The sequence below is a fragment of the Saccharopolyspora endophytica genome, from assembly GCF_018070075.1.
Classification (GTDB): Bacteria; Actinomycetota; Actinomycetes; order Mycobacteriales; family Pseudonocardiaceae; genus Saccharopolyspora; species Saccharopolyspora endophytica.
This window is the reverse complement of sequence record NZ_JAGPXE010000010.1, coordinates 283,373-308,405: the sequence shown is the minus strand read 5'-3', so window position 1 is coordinate 308,405 and position 25,033 is coordinate 283,373. Positions and strand designations below refer to the sequence as shown.

Sequence of the window (25,033 nt, the reverse complement as noted above, 5' to 3'; positions counted from 1 at the left end):
TTTCCTCGGTGATTCCCGCTCTCGCGGTGTTTCCTACTCTAGACCATCCTGATTTCCTCGGTCAAACCGGGGGTCTCATTCTCGTCCGTCGCCATTCCGTGACCTTCAAGCAAGCCCCGTACCCGGCAACATCAAGCGAAACAACCGCTCAATCGGTATTCACATTATCAAAAGGTCTTACCCGTTTTTCTCGGGCCCCACCACACTAACACCCTAAGGTTTAAGCGAGGTTCTCGGGGCCCCGTCAGGCCCGACCCGGTTTTTCCCGGCCCGTGTCGCTCTGACTTGGAATACTTTACGCACCCCGAAAAACCCCGTGAACACCACCCCCCCTTAAAGGGTAAAACCCCAGGTCAGAAGCCATTTGGAGGGTTTCGCGGCATGAACGGCTCGTGGACGGCGGGCGTAGTGCGCGATCCACCTTCGGGTGGTAGTTGGTCTTAGGAGCGGGTACTGCGCGATTTCGCGGGTAGCCTGCCGACGACTTGTCAGAACGGGGGTAGCAGTGGACTCGACTCCGATATACACCGAGCTGCGCAACACTCTGGCTGATCCGGAGGATCGCAACTGGGGCCCGAGCGCTCCACCGGAGTTCGCGGCCGCGCTCGCCGACGGAGCGGACTCGGCACCGGTGAAGGAAACGCGCGCGACGGGCACCCGCACGCGTGCGCGGAGACACCGCGCGGCGGACTGAACAACACCCGAGAACTCGAACCGCACCGGATTCAGCAGAGATCTCCGGTGCGGTTTTTGCTGCGGTCGTCGCGCCGGTTCTAGTCGACGGCGGAGGAGAACAGCGGCAGCGACACCGCCGGCGCCTCGGCACCGGTCTCGGGCTTGGCCTCCTCGGCGGGAACCAGCTCCGATTCCTTCGCGGTGACCGGCTCCGGTTCAGCGTCCTTCTCAGGAGCCTGCGCGGCATCCGCCGCTTCCGGCTTCTTCAAGGCCTCGCGGGTGCGCTGGGCGGCACCGCGAATCTGCTCGGTGAGCTGCTTGTTGGCCTGCCGCGCCTGCTCCTCTTCGCGCTCCTGCTGCTTGGTGCTGCGAGGAGCCGCGGGCTTGGGCGCGCGAGCGGCCTTGATGTAGCGGTCGAACACAGAACGCAGCGCTTGAGCGTTGCCGTCGTTCAGGTCGATTTCGTAGCTCACGCCGTCCAGCGCGAAAGTGACGGTGTGCTTGGCTGGCGACCCGTCGATGTCATCGACGAGATCAACCTGAATCCGCTCGGCCATGATCACCTGTCTCGGGAACGCGCCCCGTCTCGATCCGCGACTTCCAGGTAAGACTACTGCTGGTCCTGACCACGTTGTAGCACGACACTTAGCAGATGTCTCGCACTCAACCATAGAACAGCAGCCCGATCGGCCGAAAACCGCTCGGCCCGCCGGACGTCCGCTGCCGCGGCCCGGCCACCGCCCGACTAACGGTCGGTAACCGGATGCGCCGGTTTTGAACCCAAGGTAATCCGACCGGCGGCCGAAATTCGATACCGGGTGGAACATTCTTCCGACGATCGTTTATTGTTCGCTCGCTCTTCGTCGCGCGGGCATGTGCGCGCAGAGACTGGATTCGAGCCGGAATCGAGGTTTAACCGTGGCGCAGAAAGTCACCGTGCAGCTGGTCGACGATGTCGACGGCTCGCAAGCCGACAGCACCGTCGAGTTCGCCCTGGACGGGGTGAACTACCAAATCGACCTGTCCGTCGACAACGCCGCGAAACTGCGGGACGCGCTGGCCTCCTTCGTGGCCAACGCACGTAAGACCGGTGGCCGCAAGCGGTCTGGCACCAAGCCGGGCAAGCCCTCGGGCGCGCCGACGCAGGCCGACCGGGAACGCAACCAGGCCATTCGGGAATGGGCTCGGGAACAGGGCATGCAGGTTTCCGACCGGGGTCGCATTCCGGCTGAGATCGTCGAGGCTTACGACAACGCTGGGTGAACAGCCGGGCACGGGTGGCCGGATTTGGCTTCGGACATTTCCGGCCTCCCGCAAAAGTCTCGCGCATTACCCGGCAATGACCGCCGGTGGCGGTCGTCGGCAGCCGGTAATCGAGGTTTCCGACTATCAGTTCGCCATGAAGCGGACGATTTCATCCCGAGTCGGCATCGCGCTGGTCGCGCCATTGCGCTGCACGGACAGTGCTGATCCCGCTGCCGCCCTGCGCAACGCGGCCGGGACCTCTTCTCCCTCGCCCAGCGCGGCGCTGAGGACACCGACGAAGGTGTCGCCGGCCGCCGTGGTGTCCACCGCCTGGACCTCGAACGCCGGGACCTCGTGGCGGGCCCCTTCTCGGCTGCCGTAGACGCACCCCCGGGCACCGAGCGTGATCACCACCTCGGGAACCAGCTCCAGCAGCGCCGTCAGCGCGCGTTCGGGGTCGTCGTGGCCGGTCAGCACGGCCGCCTCGTGCTCGTTGGGCACCAGCAGGTCCACGTCGCGCAGCAGTTCCTCGGGCAGCGGGACCGCCGGAGCGGGGGTGAGCACGACCCGCACGCCGTTGCGCTTGCCCGCCGCCGCAGCCGCGGCCACCCCGGACTGCGGGATCTCCAGTTGCAGCAGCAGGCTGTCCGAACCGGCGATGATCTCCTCGTCGCCGTCGGCGAGCGCGTCCACGGTTCCGTTGGCCGCCGGGACCACGACGATCGAGTTGTCGCCACCGTCGTCGACCACGATGTGCGCCGTTCCGCTGCGGCCGGGCGCCGTTCGCAGGCCCTGGACGTCCACAGTGGATTCCTGGAGCACCCGGCGGATCTCGGCTCCGAACTCGTCGCCACCGACCGCGCCGATCATGCGCGCGTCCGCACCCGCCTTCGCGGCGGCGATCGCCTGGTTGGCGCCCTTGCCACCGGGGACCGTGCGGAACTCGCGGCCGGTGACCGTCTCGCCCTGCTGGGGCGCGACCGGCACGTAGGCCACCAGGTCCATGTTGCAGCTGCCGAAGACCACCACGCTCGTCGTCACCGGACCATCATGGCCGACTCCGACACCCCGCCTGCTGGACGGGTCACCGGCAGGGGGACGTCGTACCATGCCGTCCAGCAGTCGAGGAGAGGGCGATACGCGGTGGATTACGCGGTGACGGCAGAACTGGCGCCACCTGCCGAGGTGGTGGAGCTGGACCCGCTGCAGCAGGAAGGGGTCGCGGCCGTGCTCGACCGCCACCTCGCCATGGTCGAGGGGGTCAGCGGGCCGGAGGAGTCCGAGATCGACGTGCTCGACTACCGCATCACCGTGCACCCGGCGGGCGTGAGCGTGCTGCTCGCGCTGGACGCGCCGTCGCTGCAGGCGGCGGAGGAGGGCGCGGCCTCGGTGCTCGACGAGCTGATCGTCGAGACCGAGCTGCTGATCGGCTGGTCCGTCGCCGAGTCGGCGGTGCGCATCACCGAGGACGAGTTCAACGAGCGGCTGGCCGCCGCGGACGACGTCGACGCCGACGACGCGCTGCAGGCCGCCATCGAGGAGGCCCTGGAGTCCTCCGGCGAGCCCGCGATGGACGCCGCCCACTGGAAGCGCCGGCTCACCGAGCTCGCTCCCAGGCTGCGGGCCTTCGACACCGAGGTCTTCGGCGTCGGGGGAGAGCAGGCGGCGTTGGCCGCGGGCGCCCTGGTGCACGCGGTGCGGGTGGTGACCGACGAGATCTTCTACGACGAGCTGGCGCTGGCGGTCAACAACGCGACCGTCGCCGACGCCGTCGGACTGCTCGTCCTGGAAGAGCTGCCGCCCTGCTACGACAAGCGCTACGACGCGTTCTTCGCCCGCGCGTTCGTGCTGGCCTCAGCGGCCGTGGCGGTCCGGCTCACCGAACCGGTGTGGACCTCGCCGCGCAGCGTCGCCGAAGCGCTCGCGCTGCGGCTGGTGATCAACGAGGCGCGGGTGGTCCTGGAAGCCGCGGAGCTCATGTCGTGGGACGACAGCGAGCCGGTGTTCGAGAACTTCGCGGACGCAGCGCTCGGCGGCCTGGAGCACCACGAGCTCTACGAGATCGACGTGCCGCTGGCCGGCGACGCCGAGCCGGAGGTCGTGGAGCGGGCCGCCAAGCTCGAAGCCGAGCTGCACACCCAGGGCCTCGCCTTCGACCAGTGGTTCCTCCCGCGCGACGGGGCGATGGACTTCCACCCCTACCTCGACGCCCCGTAGGGCGGAGCGTCGAGGGCGGAAGGCGGTTCCCCTGGTCAGGGGCCTGGTCGGATCAGGACTGGTTCCGCACCGAGATCGGGGGGACCGTGGCGCCGATCAGCGACGCGTCGTCGATCGTCTCGGGCTCGTAAGCGCTGCTCGGGAGCGCTTCGAGCATGAGGTTGATCGGGTCGTCGATCGGCTCGACCCGGCCGAACAGGAACGCCCACTCGTGCTCGTCGGAACCGAAGTAGGCGACCGTCTCGAACGCCGACTGGAACCGGTTGTAGGCGCGGATCAGCGTCTCGTTGCGCCACACCGTCGGGCAGCCGCCCTGGAAGGCCACCACACCACCGGCCGACAGCACCGACTGGCAGCGCTGGATGAACTCCAGGCCGTAGAGCCGGTTGTGCTGACCGTCGTCGTCAGCGCGCTCGTCGGGCAGGTCGACCACGACGATGTCGTAGCCCTCCGGCGGGGCCGTGTCCAGGAAGCTCCAGCCGTCGGCGAAGTGGAGGGTGACCGGGCCTTCGCCCTTCTCGGCGGCAGCCAGCTCCTCCGGGGTGTAGCCGTAGGGCAGGTGCTCGGCGCACTTGCGCACGCACAGCTCGTCGATGTCGACGTGATCCACCCGGGTCGCGCCGGCGGCGACGGCCATCTGGCTGGCCACGCCCTCGCTCGACCCGATGATCAGCACCCGCTCCACCTGCGCGGCCAGCAGGAACGCCGGCACCATCATGGCCTCGTGGTAGACCAGCTGGGAGAACTCGGTGCTCTGGCGGTCGTCGTCGCAGAACAGCGAGACGCCTTGCGCGGTCCGCGCGATCACCACGTGCTGGTAGGGGGTGTCGCCCTCCCACAGCACGTCGTCCACCCGCCACAGGCGCTGCAGGTCGGCGCCCATCGGCTCCTTGATCCACCGGTGCCCGTCGAGTTCGATCAACGGTGTTCCTCCTGAATTCCCCATCGATTTGTGCCAAGCATCCCGCCGGCTCCCGTGGCGGGCCCGCCGACACGCGAAAGTAGACCGTCCCCGGCTCAGGTCCCACTGCGGAAATCCGGCAAGCGGCGAAGCCGCTTTCGTTTCCCACCTGAGCGACTCGCACCGCCGCGGGTTCTCCAGCGGCTTCGTGGCGAGTACGCCGGGACGCCGTGCATTGGCATACTCAAGGAGCGGCGCACGGAGACCACGGAGGCGCTCAGGTTCCGCCACCCGCACCGCCACGCAGGCCGAGAACGACCGTCGCCCCCTCAGCAGACCAGTTCGGCGTAGTCGTGGCCTCGTTGGATCGTCTGCACGTTCTTGGTCGTCGGCTGGAGGGCTTCGGCGAGCAGTTCCACGGCCAGCTCCGGCTTCGCGGTGTGCCCGCAGGTGAACACGTCGATGAAGATCGAGCCGTCCTCCGGGTACGTGTGCAGCGAGGCGTGGGACTCCGACAGCAGCGCCAACACCGTGACGCCTTGCGGGTCGAACCGCTTGGCGATCATCTGGCACACCGTGGCGTCCGACTCGCTCAGCGCGTTGTGCAGGACTTCTCGCAGGTACTGCTCGTCGTCCAGCAGTTCCGGTTCAACGCCCTCCAGCTCTGCCAGGACGTGCCTTCCGGTGAACAGACCGACCTGTGCTCCGGTGTCAACGGACATCTATCGACCTCCCATCATTTCGCAGATTCGCCGCGTCTCGCTTCTCGCACCACCGCGGACGGACGTGCCGCCGCAGCAGATCACGGCCGCTGATCGCCGTCGACGCAATAGGTGGGCAGCGGGGTGAACCCGTTGAAACCCACCGATGAATAGCTCGCGGTGTACGCGCCCGCCGACAGCAGGTCCACCCAGTCGCCGCCGCGCAGCGTGCGCGGCAGCTCGTAGCGGGTCCGCTGGTAGAGCACGTCGTCACCGTCGCAAGTGGGCCCGGCCAGCACGACCGGGCCTTCCTGATCACCGTCGCGCGAGGTGCGCAACCGGTAGGTGATGGCCTCGCCCTCGGTTTCGGCGAGTCCGTTGTAGCGCCCGATGTCGAGGTACACCCAACGCCCTTGCCCGTCGCAGGAGTCGGTGACCAGCACGACCTCGCTGCGCAGCACGCCGGCGTCGCCGACGATGAACCGTCCGGGCTCGATGAGCAGTTCCGGCCGCTGCGGGCCGAACGCGTGCTCCAACGCCTGCTCGATGGCCGTGACGTAGTCGGCCAGCGGCGGCGCGGTCTCGGTGTAGCCGGCGGGCAGTCCCCCGCCGAGGTTGACCATGCGCGGTCGCACTCCGCGCGCCGCGCAGTCGGCGAACACACCGGCGGCGGCGTCGACGCCGTGCCGGTAGGCGGCCGGGTCCAGCTGCTGCGATCCGATGTGGAACGACACGCCGTACGGGTCCAGGCCCAGCTCGGCGGCGCGGACCAGCAGGTCGGCGGCTTGCTGCGGGGTGCAGCCGAACTTGCGGCCGAAGGGGGTCTTCGAGCCGGTGTTGTCGACCAGGACGCGGCAGAACACCTGCGAACCCGGCGCGACCTCGGCGATGTTGACCAGGTCGGCGTGGCTGTCGGTGGCGAACAGCCGCACGCCCTGCTCGTGGGCGCGGGCGATGTCGCGGCGCTTCTTGATGGTGTTGCCGTAGGAGATCGACTCGGGTGCCGCGCCCTTGGCCAGGCACAGCTCGATCTCACCGGGGCTGGCGACGTCGAACGAGGCACCCTCGGCGATGAGCTCGCCGACGACCTCGGGAGTGGGATTGGCCTTGACCGCGTAGCAGATGCGCGCGTCCGGCAGCGCGGTGCGCAGTTGCCGGTAGCGGTCTCGCACCTGCGCCAGATCCACGACCAGGCAAGGGGTTTCGGGGTTCTGCTGATCCAGGAATCGTCGGATCGGATCCGGATTCCCGTTGCCCCGCCCGGGTTCCTGCGCGGTGCCGCTCGGGCGGTCCGTCACGCCGGTGGTGGCGGACAGATCGGTCAATCCCGTTACCTCCGTCTCGGGGGATGGGTGGGTTTCTCGCCGCGTCTTCGCTGCCCTTCGACCGGGCGCTCGGCGACCGCAACTGCGACCAAGCACGGTACCGCTCCCGAGGTCAGATTTCGAACGGCACCCACCTCAGGACGGCCACCTGTGAGCACTGGCACTGACCTGTATCTGCTGTCCGTGGTCCTCTTGCTCGGCGGCGCGGGTAGCGGAACCTGAGCGGAGCTGTGGACTCCGCGCGCCGCTCCTGATGTATGCCAATACACGGCGTCACGGCGTGCTCGCCACAGCACCGCTCAGAACCCGCGGCGGTGCCGGTTGCTCAGGTGGGGTATTGAGAAAGCGACCACGTCGCTTGCCTGACGGTTTCAGGCGTCCGTGCTGAGGCGGAGGGCGAGGTAGAAGTCGACTCGGGTGCCGAAGTCGGAGAGGTCTCGGCCGGTGAGCTCCTCGACCCGTTGGACGCGGTAACGCAGGGTGTTGACGTGCACGTGCAGCAGTTGGGCGCAGCGCGACCAGGAACCGTTGTTGTCCAGGAACACGCGCAGTGTTCGCACGAGTTCGGAGCCGTGCGCGGCGTCGTAGTCGATGACGGCGGAGAGCAGCCGGTCCCGGTAGGAGCGGCGCAGTTCGTCCGGCGCGGAGGCCAGCAGCACCTCGTGCGAGGCGAGTTCCACGGCGACGGCGACCTCGGCCCGTCCGCGGCGCTGCTCGGCGAGCCTGCGGGCGTAGGCGGCCTCGTCGAGCGCGCCGCGCAGCGCGGTCGCGGCGGTGATGTCGCTGATGCCCATCGCCAGCCGCCGCTCCCCCAGCCCGGCTTCGGCGTCGACGACGATGCGCCGGAGCTGGTGCTCCAGGTCGGCGAGGTGTTCGGGGTCGTCGACGAACAGCGCGACGGCGCCGTCTCCCAGCGGGGCGGTCACCGAGGCCATGCCGGTGGCCGCCGCGATCTCGCGGAGCAGGGTCGTGGATTCGGCGGGGTCGCCGACGCCCATCGCCACGGCGCGCAGCGGTTCGTCGGCCGGGAGGCCGGCGGTTTCGAGCCGGGCGGCGACCTCGGTGGGTGAGGAGCTCCCTTCGAGGAGCCTGCGCAGCGCGGCTTCGACGGAGCGGCCTGCGATGCGGCGGGCCTCGTCGACCCGGGCGCGCACCAGCGCGACGACGGTGCCCAGGTCGGTGGCGACGGCTTGGCGGTGCTCGTCCCACTCCACGAGGTCGCCGCTGACCAGCGCGAACCACTGGGCCGCCGTCGGTTCGGCGCCGGTTTCGACCGGCCACAGCACGTGCGGCTCGCCCGCGCGCCAGGTGCGCGGCAACCGGCCGCGGGTGAACTCGGCGAGCGCGCCTCGGCGGGTCTGCTCGGGCAGGTCGGCGGTGCCGCCGACGACCCAGCCGGTGGCCGACAGGACCCAGCATTCGGCGCCCAGGTCGTCGGCGGCCATCCGCAGCACCCGGTCGAGGTCGGCTCCGGCGGCGACCGCGGAGATCAGCTCGCGGCGGGGGGCGGCGCGCCACTGGATTCGTTCGGCGAGGGCGTTGAAGCTGACCGTGATCGGCACCTCGAACGCGGGCAGCCCGTGCTCGCGGCAGGCCGTCACCAGGTCGGGCGGGGCGTGGCCGAGCCGCGCCGTTCCGGCGGCCAGACCCGCCACTCCGGCGTCGACGAGGGCCCTGACGAACTGTTCGGAGTCCTCAGGCCCGCCGTGCCAGACCAGGCCGCTGAGCACCAGCTCGCCGCCGGTCAGGTAGCGGCGGGGGTCGATGAGGTCGGTGATGTAGACGCCGCGGACCGGCCGCTCCAGCGCATCCGCGTCGTTGAGCAGCACCAGGCCGAGCTCGTCGTCGGCGAGCAGATCCCGCAGGCGCACCCTCGCTCCTCCGTCAGGCGAGCGGCGGAGCCGCTCTCTCGTCGCCCCACCGGAGCGATGGGCACGCCGGAGGGCCTCCAGCCCGCACCGCCGAGTGGGGCGACCCCATTTGTAGGAACATACAACCGCACCCGTTCAGGGGGTAGTCATTTTCGGGGTTTCGCCCGCTAGCCAGGGGCTACTCGACGAATGTGTACTGGGCCACATCAGCGCACCGGCCGGTCGAGAAGGAGTACGACGTGGAATTCCTCCGCCCCGCCAGCTGGCGGGAAGCGCTCGAAGCCAAGGCCGCGCATCCGGACGCCACACCGATCGCGGGCGGGACCGACGTGATGGTCGAGCTGAACTTCGACCGGCACCGGCCCGAGGTCCTGCTCGACCTCACCACCGTGCCCGAGCTCGCCGAGTGGGCCCCGGACGGTGACGTGCTGCGCATCGGCGCGGGCGTCCCCTACGCGCGGCTCATCGAGGAGCTGGGCACCCGAGTGCCCGGTCTGGCGATGGCCAGCCGGACCGTGGGGTCCCCGCAGATCCGCAACCGCGGCACCGTCGCGGGCAACCTCGGCTCGTCCTCTCCTGCCGGAGACGCCCACCCACCGCTGCTGGCGGCCGGGGCGGGCGTCGAGGTCGAGTCCGTGCGCGGATCGCGGGTGATCCCCGTCGACGAGTTCTTCACCGGCCCGAAGCGCAACGTCCTGGAAGCCGACGAGCTGATCGCCGCCGTCCGGATCGCGCCCGCCGCGGGCCCGCAGCAGTTCTCCAAGGTCGGCACCCGCAACGCGATGGTCATCGCGGTGTGCACCTTCGCGATCTCGCTGGACCCGGCCGGCAAGACCGTCGGCACCGGCATCGGCTCCGCCGCGCCCACCCCGATCCGGGCGCGGGAGGCCGAGGACTTCCTCACCGCCGAACTCGACTGGGACGCCCCGCTGGAGGACTCCGTGGCGCGCCGGTTCGGCGAGCTCGTCGCGCAGGCCGCGTCCCCGATCGACGACGTGCGCGGCAGCGCCGACTACCGCAGGCACGCCTTGGGCGTGCTGGCCCGCCGGACCCTGAACTGGACCTGGCACGAGCACCGCTCCGGGAGGCAGGAATGCGCCTGAAGTTCACCGTCAACGGACGCCGGCAGGAGGCCGACGACGTCTGGGAGGGCGAGTCCCTGCTGTACGTGCTGCGCGAGCGGCTCGGCCTCCCCGGCTCGAAGAACGCCTGCGAGCAGGGCGAATGCGGTTCGTGCACGGTCTACCTGGACGGCGTGCCCGCGTGCTCGTGCCTGGTCGCGGCCGGTCAGGCCGAGGGCCGCGAGGTGCGCACCGTGGAAGGGCTCGCCGACGAGGAGCAGCTGGACCCGGTGCAGCAGGCCTTCGTCGAGACCGGCGCCGTGCAGTGCGGTTTCTGCACGCCCGGCCTGCTGGTGCAGGCCCACGACCTGCTGGAGCGCACCCCGAAGCCCTCGGACGCGGAGATCCGCGAGTCGCTGGCCGGGAACCTGTGCCGCTGCACCGGATACGAGAAGATCATGGACGCCGTTCGCCTCGCCGCGCAGCGGAGAACCGATGCCTGAGCGGATCGTCGTCGAGGGCGGATCGGTCGTGGCGGTCGATGACGCCGGGACCGAGTTCGCCGAGGGCCACGTGGTCGTCGAGGGCGACCGGATCGTCGCGGTCGGGTCGGGATCGGCTCCGCCGCAGGACGTCCCGGTGCGCCGCGTCGACGCCACCGGATGCCTGGTCACTCCCGGACTGGTCAACACCCACCACCACCTCTACCAGTGGGCGACGCGCGGTCACGCCGCCGACTCGACGCTGTTCGAGTGGCTGACCGAGCTCTACCCGGTGTGGGCGCGGATGGACGTCGAGACCGTCCACGCCGCCGCCTCGGCCGGGCTGGCGCAGCTGGCGCGGTCGGGCTGCACGACGGCCGCCGATCACCACTACGTGTTCCCGCGCGAGGGCGGCGACGTCTTCGGCGCGGTGGTCGCCGCCGCCGAGCGGATCGGCCTGCGGCTGCACGCGGTGCGCGGATCGATGGACCGGGGGCGTTCCCGGGGCGGGCTGCCGCCGGACTCGGTGGTGGAGGACCGCGACGAGGCGCTGGCCGGAACGCAGCAGGCCATCGACGCCTTCCACGACCCCGCGCCGGGTGCGCGCGTGCGGGTCGCGGTCGGCCCGTGCTCGCCGTTCTCGGTGAGCGCGGAGCTGATGCGGGAGGCCGCGGAACTGGCCCGCCGCAACGGGGTTCGGCTGCACACCCACCTCGCCGAGACCACCACCGAGGAGGAGCAGTGCCGGGCCGAGTTCGGCCGCACCCCGGTGGAGTACGCCGAGGACCTGGGCTGGCTCGGTCCGGACGTGTGGCTCGCGCACGCCGTGCACCTCTCGCCCACCGCGGTCCGGCGGCTCGCCGAGACCGGTACCGGTGCGGCGCACTGCCCCAGCTCCAACGGCCGGCTCGGCGCCGGGATCGCCCCCGTGCGAGCGCTTCTCAGCGCCGGTGCCCCCGTCGGGCTGGGGGTCGACGGGGTCGCCTCCAACGAGTCCGGCGGGCTCGGTGAGGAGATGCGGCAGGCGCTGCTGCTCGCCCGCGCCACCGGAGGCCCCCGGGCGATGTCGGTGCGCGAGGCGTTGTGGATGGCCACCCGAGGTGGGGCGCGCTGCATCGGCCGCGAGGACGAGATCGGTTCGCTGGAACCGGGCAAGCTCGCCGACCTCGCCGTGTGGCGCCTCGGCGGGCTCGACCACACCGGCATCGCCGACCCGGTGGCCGCGCTGGTGCTGGGCCGGTTGCCGCAGGTCGAGACGCTGCTGTGCGGCGGAAGAGAAGTGCTCACCGGAGAAGACGTCGTCGAAGAGCTGGACCGGGCGAGCGCCCGGCTGCGCCTGGTGGAGGTGTCGTGATCATGACCAACCGACCGAGTGCCCAGGCACCCACGCGGACGCCGCAGCGGCTCGACGACGCCATCGACGGCGGTATCGGGGAATCCCCGCTGCGCCCCGACGGCACGTTGAAGGTGCGCGGTGAGTTCGCCTACGCCTCCGACCTGTGGGCCGAGGACATGCTGTGGGGCGCGACGCTGCGCAGCCCGCACCCGCACGCGCGGATCCGCTCCATCGACGTCGGCGCCGCCATGGCCATGGCCGGGGTGCACACGGTGCTGACCGCCGAGGACGTGCCGGGCGAGAACATCTACGGCCTCAAGACCGTCGACCAGCCGGTGCTGGCCTCCGACGTGGTGCGCTACGTCGGCGAGGCGGTGGCGCTGGTGGCCGCCGACCACCCGGAGACCGCGCGGCGCGCGCTGGAGCGCATCGTCGTCGACTACGAGGTGCTGACCCCGGTGCTCGACGCCGAGCGGGCCGCGCACGACGAGGACCTGCCGAAGCTGCACTCCGACGGCAACGTGGTGCGCCACCAGCGGATCCTCAAGGGTGATCCGGACGCGACCGCGGAGGTCGTGGTCTCGGGCGTCTACACCGTCGGCATGCAGGACCAGGCGTTCCTCGGCCCGGAGTCCGGTCTGGCGATCCCCGCCGAGGACGGCGGCGTCGACCTGTACCTGGCGACCCAGGACCTGCACTCCGACCTCAAGCAGACCGCCCGCGCGCTGGGACTTCCGCCGGAGAAGGTGCGGATGACCATGTCCGGCGTCGGCGGTGCGTTCGGCGGCCGCGAGGACCTGTCGATCCAGGTGCACGTGTGCATGCTCGCGCTGCACGTCGGCAAGCCGGTGAAGATGGTCTACAGCCGCGAGGAGTCGTTCTACGGCCACGTGCACCGGCACCCGGCGAAGATGTACTACGAGCACGGCGCGAAGCGCGACGGAACGCTGGTGTACGTCAAGGCCACCCAGTACTTCGACGGCGGCGCGTACGCCTCGAAAACCCCCGTGGTGGTGGGCAACGCGACCACGCTGGGCGTCGGCCCGTACGTGGTGCCCAACGTGCGCATCGACGGCTGGGGGCTCTACACCAACAACCCGCCGTGCGGCGCGATGCGCGGTCTGGGCGCCGTGCAGCCGACCTTCGCCTACGAGTCGCAGATGGACAAGCTCGCCGACGAGCTGGGCATGGACCCGGTGGAGCTGCGGGTGCGCAACGCCATCGCGCAGGGCGGGACCATCCCCACCGGCCAGGTGGTGGACTCCCCCGCGCCGGTCGCCGAGCTGCTGGAACGCGTCCGCGCGCTGCCGATGCCGGCCGAGCGCGACACCACCGACATCCGGGAACTCCCCGGCGGGGCGTCCAACACCACCCACGGCGAAGGCGTGGTGCGCGGGATCGGCTACGGGGTGACGATCAAGAACATCTGCTACTCCGAAGGCGCCGACGACTTCTCCACGGCCCGGGTGCGGTTGCAGCTCCTCGGAGGCGAACCGGCCGCCATGGTGCACACCGCCGCGGCCGAGGTCGGGCAGGGCCTGGTGACCGTGCAGCAGCAGATCGCGCGCACCGAGCTGGGCGTGGAGCGGGTGACCATCCACCCCAACGACACCTCCGTCGGACCGGCCGGTTCGAGCTCCGCTTCGCGGCAGACCTACGTCACCGGTGGCGCTGTGCAGGCCGCCTGCCAGGCCGTTCGCGAGGTGCTGTTCGACCGGGTCGTGGAGCGGTTCGGGACCGCGGTCGGGCTGTCGCTGCAGGGCGGCAAGGTCGTCTCCGCCGAAGGCGTCGTCGCCGACCTCGCCGAGGTGCTGGGCGACGACGTCATCGAGGAGACCCGCGAGTTCCACCACCGCCAGACATCCCCGATGGACGCCGACGGGCGCAGCGACCTGGTGCAGGTGCAGCACGCGTTCTCCGCGCACCGCGCGGTCGTCGACGTCGACACCGAGCTGGGGCTGGTCAAGGTCGTGCAGCTGGCCTGCGCCCAGGACGTCGGCAAGGCCGTCAACCCGGAGGCCGTCCTCGGCCAGATCCAGGGCGGTTCCGCGCAGGGCCTCGGCCTGGCGGTGATGGAGGAGGTCCTGGTCAGCGACGGGAAGATCCGCAACCCCTCGTTCACCGACTACCTGATCCCCACCATCCTCGACATGCCGCCGATGGAGATCGACGTCATCGAGCGCGGGGACGACAACGCGCCCTACGGGGTTCGCGGTGTCGGTGAGCCGCCGACGATCTCCACCACGCCCGCGGTCGTCGCGGCCATCCGCGCGGCCACCGGCAAGTTCCTCACGCACACCCCGGTCGCTCCTGAGCACATCATCTGAGCACCGCCGAAAACCCTTGGAGTGAACCGATGTCCGTGGATGTCGCAACCCAGCAAGAGCAGACGTGGATGGCCCGGGCGATCGAGCTGGCCACCGCCAGCGTGCACAGCGGCGGCGGCCCGTTCGGCGCGGTGATCGTGCGCGACGGCGAGGTCGTGGCCACCGGCGCCAACCGCGTCACCACCGACCTGGACCCGACCGCGCACGCCGAGGTCGTGGCGATCCGCAACGCCTGCCGCGAGCTCGACACGTTCTCGCTGGCCGGCTGCGTGCTGGTCACCTCGTGCGAACCGTGCCCGATGTGCCTGGCGTCGTCGATGTGGGCCCGGGTCGACCGGATCCTGTTCGCCGCCGACCGAGACGACGCGGCGGCGGCCGGCTTCGACGACCGCGCCTTCTACGACGCGATGACCGACCCCACCAAGAATCCGACCGCCATCGCGCGGATCGAGATCCACAACAGGAACGAAGCATTCGACGCCTGGCGAGCAAAGACCGACCGCGTCGACTACTGAGCGGACAATCCCGCGCACTGCACGGCGATGACCGGGTCGCCACCTAGAACGGATCGCGCACCAGCGGTCCGCATCAGCTAAAACGCCCCGCACCAGGCATTCGGCGAATTCTCGCCGGGCTCAACCCTGCCCGGAAAACCGACGTCCCGGGGGCGCCCACCGGCATGGGAGGACGCATGACCCAGCAATTGACCACCAGACCCGACAGCGGTCTGGACCGAATCTTCCGGATATCCGAACGCGGTTCCACCCTCTCCCGCGAACTGCGCGGCGGCCTGACCACGTTCGTCGCGATGGCCTACATCGTGATGCTCAACCCGCTGATCCTCGGCTCCGGAACCGACGCCACCGGCGCGAAGCTCTCCCCCGAGCAGCTCACCACCGCCACGGCCGCCACCGCCGGTGTCATGACGATCGTGATGGGCCTGGTCGGCAACGCCCCGCTGGCCCTGGCGACCGGACTCGGCGTGAACGCGGTCGTCGCGTTCACCATCGCCCCCACCATGACCTGGGCCGAGGCGTTCGGGCTGGTGGTGCTCGAAGGCGTCGTGATCGTGGCGCTGGCGGTCAGCGGCGTCCGCGAGAAGATCATGAACGCCATCCCGGAGCCGCTCAAGATCGCGCTCACCGTCGGCATCGGCCTCTACATCGCCCTGATCGGCCTGGTCAGCGCCGGGTTCGTGACCCGCGTGCCGGACGCGCAGGAGACGACCGTGCCGGTGCAGATGGGCACCGACGGGCACCTGTCCGGGATCCCGATCGTGGTGTTCTGCGTGACGCTGCTGGTGATGATGGGACTGATGGCCCGCCGCACGCCCGGCGCGATCCTGCTGGGCATCGTGGCCGGGACCGTGATGGCGCTGGTGGCCAACGCGGCGCTGGACGTCGCGCCCGACGAGTGGGGAACGGTGGTCCCGGAACTTCCCGCTCAGCTGGTCGGCACCCCCGATTTCGGCCTGTTCGGGCAGGTGGACCTCTTCGGCGGGTTCGCCGCCGCCGGCGGGGTGGCCGCGACGGTGTTCCTGTTCACCCTCGTGCTGTCCGGGTTCTTCGACGCGATGGGCACGATCACCAGCGTCTCCTCGCAGGCCGGGCTGGTCCAGGGCGGCAAGGTCCAGGGCATGGGCCGGATCCTGGCCGTCGACGGCGTCGCCGCAGCGGCGGGCGGGCTGACCGGGGCCGCGCCGAACACGGTGTTCCTGGAGTCCGCCGCAGGTGTCGCCGAAGGCGCCCGCACCGGCCTGGCCAGCGTGTTCACCGGCCTGCTGTTCTGCCTGACGCTGCTGGTCACACCGTTGGCGTCGGTGGTCCCGGCGCAGGCCGCCGCGCCCGCTCTGGTGATCGTCGGCGGGCTGATGATGTCGCAGGTCCGGCTGATCCCCTGGGACGACCCGGACTACGTGATCCCGGCGTTCCTGACGCTGGCCGTCATCCCGTTCACCTACATGATCACCAACGGCATCGGTGCCGGCCTGATCGCCTTCGCGGTGATCAAGCTGGCCCGGGGCAAGGTGCGGGAGATCGGGTGGCTGGTCGGTTCGCTGGCGATCGTCTTCGCGGTCTACTTCCTCGTCTCCGGCCTGACCGGGGTCTGAGCCCGCGGGTCCGGGGGCGCCGCCGCGCGTCCCCGGACCAGTACGGTCGATCCGTGACAGCACCAGCAGGAGTCGTTCTCGCGGCGGGCGCGGGCCGCCGCTTCGGGATGCCGAAAGCCCTGGTCGACTACCGAGGAGCGCTCCTCGTCGACCGCACCGCGAAGGTCCTGGCCGACGCCGGGTGCGACCCGGTTCTGGTGGTCCTCGGCGCCGCGGCCGACGAGGTCCGCGAGCGCGCCGAGCTCGCGGGCGTGACCGCGGTGTTCAACCCCGACTGGCCCTCCGGCATGGGTTCCTCGCTGCGGACCGCGCTGGAGGCCCTGCGCGAGTCCGACGCCCCGGCCGCGGTGATCCTCCCGGTCGACATGCCGGGCATCGGCCCGGAGGCCGTCCGCCGCGTCGCCGCGCTCTCCTCCCCCGACGCCCTCGCCGCCGCTTCGCACGGCGGACGCCGCAGTCACCCGGTGTTGCTGGGCAGGGACCACTGGACCGGTGCAGCCGCGTCCGCGACGGGTGATGCCGGCGCTCGTGACTACCTGAAACAACGCACGGTGACGATGGTGTCCTGTGACGACGTATCGGACGGCTTCGATGTCGACCGGCCTGAAGATCTGGACCGACCCGCCACGTAGAGTGCCAGGACGACCGAGAGGCGCTGCTGAGAGCCAGTGCACCTAGCATTGTCTTCCGGTCAAGAGCTCGAACGCCCGAGCAAAGTGGAGAGCGGAGGCATTCATGGCTGGCGGTCATATCACCGCGAACTACGTACCCCAGGGCGATGACTGGCAGATCACCGTCACGGATGGTGACGGCAAGAAGACCGCGCGTGCCCCCGGGCTGATCGCCGCTCGGGACCAGGCCGATCAGCTGATCGAGCAGCTCTCGCCCGGCAAGTCGGGCCGCGTGGTGATCCACCTGCTCGACGGGGACGGCTTCGCCTTCACCACCGCCTACCTGCAGGCCAGGCACGGTCTGTCGGACGAGGCGACCCAGCGCGCGGCACGCGCCGCGGCGGCTCACGCACCCGCCCAGTAGCACTGCGGTCTGACCGGAACGCCACTGGTCGGTGACTCTTCGCGACCCACCGATCACGCGCGCCGGAGACCTGCCGCCGGGGACCTTAGGATGGCGTTCGTGAACGCGCCGACCAGTAGTGCACCCCAGGAGGAAGCAGCGGTGGCCAGCCTCGAACCGAGCAGGCCGCCCGCCGGCCGGGGACGCCCGCGGGACGCCTCCCGCGATGCCGCGTTGCGCCAGGCCGCGATGGAGGTGCTGGCCCAGGTCGGCTACCGGGCGCTGACCATGGACGCCGTCGCCGCCCAGGCCAGAGCCGGGAAGGCCACGATCTACCGCCGCTGGGACTCCAAGCTCGACCTGGTCATCGACACCTGCAACGAGCTCGTCCAGCGCCGCATCCCGGAGCCGGACCTGGGTTCGGTCGCCGACGATCTCGGCGAGTTCCTGCGCGCTTTCGCCACGCTGCTGACCGGACCGGTCGGCAAGGCCGCGCAAGCGCTGGTCGGCGAGCTGCCGCACGAGCCCGAGCTGGCGCTGAAGTTCCGCGAGTCGTTCCTGCTGCCGCAGCGCGACGTGCTGCGCCGGATCATGGAGCGCGGTGTGCGGCGCGGCGAGATCGGCCCGAACGCCCCGATCGACACGGTCGGCGAGCTGGCCGGTGCCGGCCTGATCTACCGGCTGATGCTGGCCGACGAGCCGCTGGACACCGGATTCGTGGACCGGTTGCTCAACGAGGCGCTGCTGCCGCTGTTGAAGCGCTGATCGTCCGTTTCACGCGCTAGGGTGACCTCGCCCTGGGGAAACGGAGGTCGGATCGTGTCCGAGGTTCTCACGCTCAACCGCTGGCCGGTGAAGTCGCTGCGCGGCGAGCAGCTGTCCGCCGCGCGCTTCGACGAGCGCGGCGTGGCGGGCGACCGCGCCTACGCTCTGCTCGACGAGCGGCCGAGCAGAGCGGGCAACATCCTCACCGTCCGGCAGAACCAGACCTTGCTGTCCTGGTCGGCGAGCTACGGCGATGTGCCGGAGCCGACCGGGCCACCGATCCTCGACGGCCCCGATGACCAGCGGTTCTCCTGGGAGGACCCGAAGCTCGCGGACGTGCTGGAGCAGTCGCTGAACATCCCGGTGAGCCTGCGCGCGGCCGACGGCCAGCAGGACCGCGGACCGACGGTGCTGGTCACCTTCGAGTCATCGCTGCGCGGCCTGAGCGAGGAGATGGGTGCGGAGGTGGATCTGCGGCGCTTCCGCACGAACCTGCACGTGGACGCGGAACTGCCGCCGTTCGCCGAGCAGGACTGGGAAGCGGGAGCCACGATCACCGCGGGCGAGGTGGAACTGGCCGTGACCGGCGAACACGCGGGTCCGTGCATCCGCTGCGCGGTGCCGAGCTGGGACGCCGACGGGCGCGAGCGCTGGCGGGAACTGCAAACTCACCTGATCCAGCGACACGAGAACAAGTTCGGCGTGATCATGCGGGTGACCCGGCCGGGCACGGTGAACGTGGGCGACGCGGTCCGGGCGGGTTGAGCGGGTTCCGGTGTTCTGGGGCCAGGTCCGAGACCCCAGAACGACCGGCACCTCACCTGAACAGCTTGCGCACGACCACCACGGTGACCAGTGCACCGACCCCGATGAGCGCGTAGCGCACCTTGGGGTCGTTCAGCTTCTCCATGACGCTGGCTTTGCCGGCGTCGACGAACCGCTGCGGATTCGCCTGCACGCTCAGCCTGTCCAACGTGTCGGCCAGCGCGTCACGCGCCTGCTCGATGTCACGCTCGATGGCATCTTGATCACGGGCCACGTGTCCTCCTCACGTTCACCTGGCTGCCCACACCGTAGTTCACCGCGGAATCCGCGCCGCATCAGCCGCGCCCATGTCGCCTGCTCGGGTCTCCTCAGCCGCCTCAAGAACAAGATCGACGAGCGCGATACGCTGTGCACACCGAGGGGCCGTAGCCCAATTGGCAGAGGCACTAGGTTTAGGTCCTAGACAGTGAGGGTTCGAGTCCCTCCGGCCCCACAACACCCCCACTCCCCGCCCGAGCTCCTCCACCTCAGGGAGCCAGGTGTCCGAGGGCAACGACGTTGACGCCGTCTTCCCGGGTGTAGCTCGTGTTTCCAGCGGTCAGGACGTTCAGGGACGCCAACTCGCTCGCACGCTGCTGCGACACCTTCTTCTCCAGAGCTCGCAGGTTGTCGGCTGCCATGTCGATGTTCTTGCTGCCACCCAGCTTGACCTCGAAGGCCGCCCACCGGCCGTCGTTCAGCTCGACGATCGCGTCGACTTCAAGACCGTTCTCATCCCGGTAGTGGTAGACCGTGCCACCGAGCGGCTGCGACAGGACGCGCAGATCGCGGATGCACAACGACTCGAACAGCAGACCCAGCGTGTTGAGGTCGCCGAGCAGGGCGTTCGGACCTGCGCCGAGCGCGGCGGCTGCGAGCGACGGATCGATGAAGTGCCACTTGGGGTGAGTGCGCAACCTGACCTTCGACCTCAGGTGAGGCGCCCAAGCGGGTTGTTCCTCGATCACGAACACCCGGGTCAACGCGTCGAGGTAGCGCCGGACCGTCTGGGCCGACACCTCGGCCCCGGCCTCGCCGATCTCTGCTTCCGCGCTGAGCTTGGTGGCTGAGACCTCGGTCGAGGTGTTGCGCGCCAAGGCGCGAACCAGGGCTCGCACGCGCAGCGGATCTGACTGAACCTCGACTCCCGGCAGATCGACGCGCGCGATGTCGTCCAAGTAGCTCCCCAGGTAGTCCTGCGGTGAGCGGTTCGTCTGCGCGACGAGGATCGGCCATCCGCCGCGGACCAGGATGGACGCGTAGTCCTCGACCGTCGGCCCGCCAATACCAGCGATGACATCGCCCGAGAAGAGCTCGGCGAAGCCGACCGTCCCCGCGGACTCGCCGCTCTCCCCCAGCGTCATGGGCCGCAGCGTGATTCTGCGGAAACGGCCCGCTCCGCTGTGCCTGGTGATGTCGTCGGGCGGAGTCGCCGACCCGGTGAGCACGAACTGCCCCGGGACCGATCGCTGGTCGACCTCGTGCCGGACCGCGTTCCACAGCGTGGGAGCGAGCTGCCACTCGTCGATGAGCCGTGGGGTGTCTCCGGACAGGACGACGCCGGGTGAGGTTTCCGCGATCGACGGCAGCTGCGGATCCGAATCCAGCCGGACCGAGCTGTTCGCGACCTGCAAGCCCGTCGTGGTCTTACCCGTTGCCCTCGGACCTTGGATGACCACAGCGCCGAACGTGTCCAGCGACGTGCGCACGAGGTCGTCAACGAGCCGGTTCCGATAGGTCTCCACCAGTGCATTATAACTTCTGCGTGCGACTCGGCATCACTTTTACGCTTGATCCACTATCACTTCTGCGTGCGGTTGAGTATCACTTTTGCGGACGCAGGCCGGTCACAGATTCGAGAGCGGTCCCGCTCCACCGACCGGTGTCGAGGTGGACGGTCATCTCCCGCGGCTCGGCGACCGGCGCGCGTCACTCCCCCACGCGATCAACCCCTTCACCAGACCGCCCGCTCGACGATGGCACGTCCGCGCGCCGAGATCCGGCGAGTCCGGGATCGCGGGCTTGACCTTGTCCCGAGGGCACGGTCTGGAGTGGTGGCGAGTCGCAACGACACCACCGAACGGGAGTACGCGATGACCAGCACAGCGGAGCGCGGGCACAGGATCGAGCAGCGGGGCTCGCGGTGGTTCCGCAGGCCCTTCCAGATCATCCGGGCGAACCTCGGCGCCTACCTGGCGCTGAACGCGATGGCCTACGGGTTGTTCCTGGTCGGGATGGGCGTGGGCCTGCTGCGGCCCGAGCTCACCGGGGCGAACACCGCGTCGCTGCAGCAGGACGGGACGGCGGAGATGGTCACCTGGGCGATGTCGAGCACGTGGCTGTTCAGCCTGACCATCCTCGCGGTGAACACCGTCTGGCTGAGCCTGGCGCACGTCCTGCTGCCCTCGGCGATCGTCCCCTTCGGCGGCATCGCCGTCTTCGCCTACTGGGCCCTCTACACCGGGGTGACGTTGGCGCCGGTCAACGAGGTCACGGCGTTGACGATGATCCCGCACTCGCTGACCGTCCTCATCGAGTTCCAGGCGTACGTCCTGGTCCTGCTCGGCGCCTACCGGCTGGGGATGTCGTGGCTGCGTCCCGGGACCGTCGGTGCCCGCACCCGCCGCCAGGGCTACGTCCGCGGGTTGCGGCAGGTCGGCTGGCTCGGCCTGCCCGCGCTGGCGCTGCTGGTCGTCGGCGCGATCTACGAAGCGGTCGAGATCATCCACCTGGTCCCGCTGCTGCTGCCTTGACCCTGCCCTTGGGGCAGGGTGTGGACTGGTTTCGGACATCGCGCGCCGGAACGGGGGACGAACGATGGCGTGGAGCACTCGGCAGGTCGCCGATCTCGCGGGGACGACGGTGAAGGCCGTTCGGCACTACCACGAGATCGGGCTGCTGGACATGCCCGAACGCGCGTCGAACGGGTACAAGAAGTACGGGGTCTCGCACCTGATCCGGCTGGTGCAGATCAAGAGGCTGAGCGATCTGGGGCTTCCGCTGTCGCAGATCGCGGCGATGGGCAACGCCGGTGAGGACCCGACCGAGGCGATCACCGTTCTCGACGCCGAACTGGAGGCGACGATCCAGCGGCTGAACCGGATCCGCGCCGAACTGGCCGTGATCCTGCGCCATCGCGCGTCACCCGAGGTGCCGCCCGAGTTCGCGCCGCTCGCCGGGGACTTCTCCGACAGCCAGAAAGCCCTGCTGACGGTCTACTCGACGGTCTTCAGCGACGAGGACCTGACGGAGTTCAGCCGTGCCCTGGGCGAGCGGAACGACGTCGAGGACGCGCTCGAGGCGCTGCCCGAGGACGCCGACGACGAGGCGATCGAGCAACTCGCCCAGCGCCTGGCGCCGGTGGTCCGCCAGCGCCGTGAGGAGCACCCGCAGCTGGAGAAGCTGATGGCGAACTCACCGCACGGCGAGAAGCTGGCCACGAACGCGATGGCGCACGCGGTCGCGGAGTTCTACAACTCCGCGCAGATCCGCACCCTGCAACGCGCGAACGCCCTCCTGGAGCAGGAGGACGACTTCAGCTGAACCGGCTCCCCGGTCAGCACCCCGCAGGTACCGTTCGGCGGCGTCGGCACTGATCAGGGGGAATGCGTCCATGACCGCTCTGCACGTCAGCCCGGAGTTCCCGTCGGTCCTCCAGCGCATCGACGATCTCGGCGAGACGCTCCGGGCGAGCGCGGACGCCGCCGAGCGGCGCGGGACCCTCGACGAGGGCGTGGCTCACGGCCTGCTGGCGGCCGGGGCCGTTCGGGCTTCGCTGCCCGCGAGCCTCGGTGGTCACGAGTTCGCTCCGCACCAGCTGATCGAGATGATCGAGCGGATCAGCCACCACGACGCGGCGGCCGGTTGGACGATGATGGCGTTGCAGCACATCACCGGCACCACCGCCGCGTACCTCGACACCGCTGCGGCGGATGCCCTGTTCCCCGACGTCGCCGGCGGGGACCACGCGTTGCTGGCCGGGCACGGCACCAGACCGGGCCGCGCGGTCCCGGTGGACGGCGGCTACCTGGTGAGCGGCAGCTGGCAGTTCGCCTCCGGCATGGCGCTGGCCAGCCACGTCCACAGCCTGGTCGTCGTCGAGGGCAGCGGCGAACCGCGAGTGCTGGCGATGCCGAAGTCGCAGGTGACGCTGGTCGACAACTGGGACGTGCACGGGCTGCGCGCCACGACCAGCATCGACTACCACTGCACCGACGTGTTCGTCCCGGTGGAGAACACCTATCCCGCCACGACGACCGCACCGACCCACGGCGGCGCGATGTACCGCGTCGGCCTGGTCAACATGGCGGCGATCGGGCACACGGGCTGGGCGCTCGGCGTCGGACGCCGACTGCTCGACGAGCTGAAGTCGTGCGCAGCGCCCAAGTTCGACACGCCCGGCGCCGCGGTCAACACCGCGCAGTTCCACGCCGAGTACGCGACCGCCGAAGCCGCGCTGCGCTCCGCCCGGGCGTGGACGATGCAGGTGTGGCAGGACGTCGAGCACACCCTGGACAGCGGCGAAGCACAGACCACCGAGCAGGACACGATGATCCGGCTCGCCCTCGGCAACGCCACGCGAACCGCGCAGGACGTCGGCCGGACCGCGCACCGCTGGGCGGGCACGGCGGCGATCCGCCGGGGACCGATCAACCGATTCCTCCGCGACCTCGACACCGGAGCCCAGCACGTCACGTCCAGCCCGGTGGTCCCGCAGAACTGCGGGAAGTGGCTCAGCGGCGCACAACCCCAAGCCCGCTGGCAATTCCTCGACCTGGTCCAGTGATCGCCGGGAACAGGTCTCCGAAATCCAGCGCGCATTTTCGAGGCGGGCGACGAGCAGCGGAAATCATCGGGTTGGCGGCGTGGGGAGACCGTCCGGGGGAAGACCTCGGACGGTCGTGTGGCAGTACGTCACTCCACATGCCCCCTCGTTCTCGAGGCCGACGCCGCTAGTTGTGCCCCGGCGGCGCGTGACCTGCGGGATTCCGGTTCTCGCTGTTCTGCGTCAGGCCGCCTCCCTGGCAACTGGGTTGCTGGCCTCCGGGCTGGTTGCCGCCCCGGTTCTCACACGAGACGGGCTCTTCCGTGATCTTCGCCGAAGCAACCCCTACCGGGAACAAGACCACGCCCAGCGCGACGGCCACGGCACTGATGCCGGCCGCAATCCGCTTGCTGATCATCTCGCACTTCCCGTTGTGCACCATCGCGACAAAATCCCTTGCCGATTCTCGGAAAACGATGGCTTCTTCCAGAATGTTCACCGACCAGCAGGGGCGTCAACGGTTCCAGAAAGTCAAGTTCCCCCTCAGCAGGAGGAAAACGATTGCACCTCCGGAATTCAGCTGTCCTTCTCGTCAGGACACGTCCCGGCTCGGCGCGAATCCGAGATCGAAGGCCGACCTGGCTCGGACTCCCGGACCGGTCACCAGCCACTTCCCCGTGGTGACCGCGGGCACACGCGATCGCGGTATACCGTGGTCGGCGTGGTGTTTCCGTGGTTTGGGGGTCGTGGCCGGTGAGCGTCAAGGTCGTGCTGCTGGATGATGAGGACCTGGTGCGGTCCGGGATTCGGATGATTCTGGAGTCGGATCCCGAGATCGCGGTGGTGGCCGAGGCCGTCAACGGGGCCGGGATCGTGGACCTCGTGGCGAAGTTCTCGCCGGACGTGGTGCTCACCGACATCCAGATGCCCGAGGTCGGGGGCCTGGAGGTGACCAAGCGGCTCGCCGCGTTGCCCGATCCCCCCGCCGTGGGCGTGCTGACGACCTTCGACGTGGACGAGTACGTGCACGAAGCCCTGCAGAACGGGGCGGCCGGATTCCTGCTCAAGGACACCCGGCCGCACGAACTGATCGCCGCCGTGCACACCCTCGCCGGTGGTGAGGCGATGCTCTCGCCGCGGATCACCCGGAAGCTGCTGACGACCTTCTCCTCCGGGGGCGGAGCCGCGCAGTCGGCGAAGTCCAAGATGGACAAGCTGACCGCGCGGGAGCGCGAGGTCGCGGTGGCGGTCGCGCAGGGTTCGAGCAACGCCGAGATCGCCGCCGACCTGTACATGAGCCAGTCCACCGTGAAGGTCCACATCGGACGGATCATGCACAAGCTCGACGCCGTCAACCGGACGCAGGTCGCGATCATCGCCCACGACGCCGGCCTGGCCTAGGGGCTGTTGATGAACGCGGCGGTGCCGCTCAGC

General features: G+C 69.8%; 25 protein-coding genes and 1 tRNA gene. 17 read left to right on the top strand and 9 right to left on the bottom strand.

Annotated features, from left to right (window positions below):
- Positions 1-773: 773 nt before the first annotated feature.
- On the bottom strand, positions 774-1,232 hold the full coding sequence (locus KBO27_RS23465) for an Lsr2 dimerization domain-containing protein (protein WP_210972023.1): 459 nt from the start codon (positions 1,230-1,232) through the stop codon (positions 774-776).
- 361 nt (positions 1,233-1,593) lie between these two features.
- Between KBO27_RS23465 and KBO27_RS23460 the strand changes: the two genes are divergently transcribed.
- Positions 1,594-1,938, top strand: a complete 345-nt coding sequence (locus KBO27_RS23460; protein WP_210972022.1) for a histone-like nucleoid-structuring protein Lsr2 — start codon at positions 1,594-1,596, stop codon at positions 1,936-1,938.
- Between the two features lie 126 nt (positions 1,939-2,064).
- On the opposite strand, the gene rbsK is transcribed toward KBO27_RS23460, so the two are convergent.
- Complete coding sequence (rbsK, locus tag KBO27_RS23455) at positions 2,065-2,961, bottom strand: ribokinase (RefSeq protein ID WP_307870570.1); 897 nt, start codon at positions 2,959-2,961, stop codon at positions 2,065-2,067.
- Between the two features lie 114 nt (positions 2,962-3,075).
- Between rbsK and KBO27_RS23450 the strand changes: the two genes are divergently transcribed.
- Positions 3,076-4,137, top strand: coding sequence for a hypothetical protein (locus tag KBO27_RS23450; RefSeq protein ID WP_307870569.1), 1,062 nt, complete (start codon positions 3,076-3,078; stop codon positions 4,135-4,137).
- 52 nt (positions 4,138-4,189) lie between these two features.
- Here the strand turns inward: KBO27_RS23450 and KBO27_RS23445 are convergent, their stop codons facing one another.
- The 4 genes from KBO27_RS23445 to KBO27_RS23430 form a co-directional block, all read right to left on the bottom strand.
- Positions 4,190-5,059: a spermidine synthase gene (locus KBO27_RS23445; RefSeq protein ID WP_246537818.1), complete on the bottom strand. Its 870-nt coding sequence runs from the start codon at positions 5,057-5,059 to the stop codon at positions 4,190-4,192.
- A gap of 308 nt (positions 5,060-5,367) precedes the next feature.
- On the bottom strand, positions 5,368-5,760 hold the full coding sequence (speD, locus tag KBO27_RS23440; protein ID WP_132679895.1) for an adenosylmethionine decarboxylase: 393 nt from the start codon (positions 5,758-5,760) through the stop codon (positions 5,368-5,370).
- Positions 5,761-5,840: 80 nt separating this feature from the next.
- Positions 5,841-7,064: a type III PLP-dependent enzyme gene (locus KBO27_RS23435; RefSeq protein ID WP_210972018.1), complete on the bottom strand. Its 1,224-nt coding sequence runs from the start codon at positions 7,062-7,064 to the stop codon at positions 5,841-5,843.
- A gap of 371 nt (positions 7,065-7,435) precedes the next feature.
- Positions 7,436-8,935: a PucR family transcriptional regulator gene (locus KBO27_RS23430; RefSeq protein ID WP_210972017.1), complete on the bottom strand. Its 1,500-nt coding sequence runs from the start codon at positions 8,933-8,935 to the stop codon at positions 7,436-7,438.
- A gap of 239 nt (positions 8,936-9,174) precedes the next feature.
- Between KBO27_RS23430 and KBO27_RS23425 the strand changes: the two genes are divergently transcribed.
- The 10 genes from KBO27_RS23425 to KBO27_RS23380 all read left to right on the top strand — a co-directional run bounded on the left by KBO27_RS23425 (position 9,175) and on the right by KBO27_RS23380 (position 18,795).
- Positions 9,175-10,038, top strand: a complete 864-nt coding sequence (locus KBO27_RS23425; protein ID WP_210972016.1) for an FAD binding domain-containing protein — start codon at positions 9,175-9,177, stop codon at positions 10,036-10,038.
- Entirely contained in the window at positions 10,029-10,499 is a 471-nt protein-coding gene (locus KBO27_RS23420) for a (2Fe-2S)-binding protein (RefSeq protein WP_210972015.1), read from the top strand. The genes KBO27_RS23425 and KBO27_RS23420 overlap by 10 nt, the downstream gene beginning before the upstream one ends.
- Positions 10,492-11,832, top strand: coding sequence for an 8-oxoguanine deaminase (locus KBO27_RS23415; protein WP_210972014.1), 1,341 nt, complete (start codon positions 10,492-10,494; stop codon positions 11,830-11,832). Before KBO27_RS23420 ends, KBO27_RS23415 begins: the two co-directional genes overlap by 8 nt.
- Positions 11,833-11,834: 2 nt before the next feature.
- Complete coding sequence (gene pucD / locus KBO27_RS23410) at positions 11,835-14,141, top strand: xanthine dehydrogenase subunit D (protein ID WP_210972013.1); 2,307 nt, start codon at positions 11,835-11,837, stop codon at positions 14,139-14,141.
- Between the two features lie 68 nt (positions 14,142-14,209).
- On the top strand, positions 14,210-14,656 hold the full coding sequence (locus KBO27_RS23405) for a nucleoside deaminase (RefSeq protein WP_372448871.1): 447 nt from the start codon (positions 14,210-14,212) through the stop codon (positions 14,654-14,656).
- A 176-nt stretch (positions 14,657-14,832) separates the two neighbouring features.
- On the top strand, positions 14,833-16,251 hold the full coding sequence (locus tag KBO27_RS23400; RefSeq protein WP_246537817.1) for an NCS2 family permease: 1,419 nt from the start codon (positions 14,833-14,835) through the stop codon (positions 16,249-16,251).
- A 53-nt stretch (positions 16,252-16,304) separates the two neighbouring features.
- The gene (locus tag KBO27_RS23395) at positions 16,305-16,883 is read left to right on the top strand and encodes a nucleotidyltransferase family protein (RefSeq protein ID WP_210972010.1); all 579 of its coding nucleotides are present in this window, start codon (positions 16,305-16,307) and stop codon (positions 16,881-16,883) included.
- A gap of 103 nt (positions 16,884-16,986) precedes the next feature.
- Positions 16,987-17,286: a hypothetical protein gene (locus tag KBO27_RS23390; protein WP_132676376.1), complete on the top strand. Its 300-nt coding sequence runs from the start codon at positions 16,987-16,989 to the stop codon at positions 17,284-17,286.
- A gap of 99 nt (positions 17,287-17,385) precedes the next feature.
- A complete protein-coding gene (locus KBO27_RS23385) occupies positions 17,386-18,030 on the top strand; it encodes a TetR/AcrR family transcriptional regulator (protein WP_235876859.1) in 645 nt (214 codons plus the stop codon).
- Positions 18,031-18,084: 54 nt separating this feature from the next.
- Entirely contained in the window at positions 18,085-18,795 is a 711-nt protein-coding gene (locus KBO27_RS23380) for an MOSC domain-containing protein (RefSeq protein WP_307870568.1), read from the top strand.
- Between the two features lie 52 nt (positions 18,796-18,847).
- Here the strand turns inward: KBO27_RS23380 and KBO27_RS23375 are convergent, their stop codons facing one another.
- On the bottom strand, positions 18,848-19,069 hold the full coding sequence (locus tag KBO27_RS23375; RefSeq protein WP_132627235.1) for a DUF3618 domain-containing protein: 222 nt from the start codon (positions 19,067-19,069) through the stop codon (positions 18,848-18,850).
- Positions 19,070-19,214: 145 nt separating this feature from the next.
- Here KBO27_RS23375 and KBO27_RS23370 point away from each other — a divergent pair.
- Positions 19,215-19,288: transfer RNA gene (locus KBO27_RS23370), tRNA-Leu, on the top strand.
- 34 nt (positions 19,289-19,322) lie between these two features.
- Here the strand turns inward: KBO27_RS23370 and KBO27_RS23365 are convergent.
- Complete coding sequence (locus tag KBO27_RS23365; RefSeq protein ID WP_210972009.1) at positions 19,323-20,579, bottom strand: ATP-binding protein; 1,257 nt, start codon at positions 20,577-20,579, stop codon at positions 19,323-19,325.
- A gap of 309 nt (positions 20,580-20,888) precedes the next feature.
- Between KBO27_RS23365 and KBO27_RS23360 the strand changes: the two genes are divergently transcribed.
- From KBO27_RS23360 to KBO27_RS23350, 3 genes are all read left to right on the top strand, one after another.
- Positions 20,889-21,587 (top strand): stage II sporulation protein M, encoded by a 699-nt coding sequence (locus KBO27_RS23360; protein WP_307870567.1) that lies wholly within the window; start codon positions 20,889-20,891, stop codon positions 21,585-21,587.
- A gap of 64 nt (positions 21,588-21,651) precedes the next feature.
- Positions 21,652-22,377, top strand: a complete 726-nt coding sequence (locus KBO27_RS23355) for a MerR family transcriptional regulator (RefSeq protein ID WP_210972008.1) — start codon at positions 21,652-21,654, stop codon at positions 22,375-22,377.
- A gap of 70 nt (positions 22,378-22,447) precedes the next feature.
- Complete coding sequence (locus KBO27_RS23350) at positions 22,448-23,620, top strand: acyl-CoA dehydrogenase family protein (RefSeq protein WP_210972007.1); 1,173 nt, start codon at positions 22,448-22,450, stop codon at positions 23,618-23,620.
- A gap of 166 nt (positions 23,621-23,786) precedes the next feature.
- Here the strand turns inward: KBO27_RS23350 and KBO27_RS23345 are convergent, their stop codons facing one another.
- Positions 23,787-24,098, bottom strand: a complete 312-nt coding sequence (locus KBO27_RS23345; RefSeq protein ID WP_210972006.1) for a hypothetical protein — start codon at positions 24,096-24,098, stop codon at positions 23,787-23,789.
- A 254-nt stretch (positions 24,099-24,352) separates the two neighbouring features.
- On the opposite strand from KBO27_RS23345, the gene KBO27_RS23340 reads away from it, so the two are divergent.
- Positions 24,353-25,000, top strand: a complete 648-nt coding sequence (locus KBO27_RS23340) for a response regulator (RefSeq protein ID WP_210972005.1) — start codon at positions 24,353-24,355, stop codon at positions 24,998-25,000.
- Positions 25,001-25,033 lie beyond the last annotated feature (33 nt).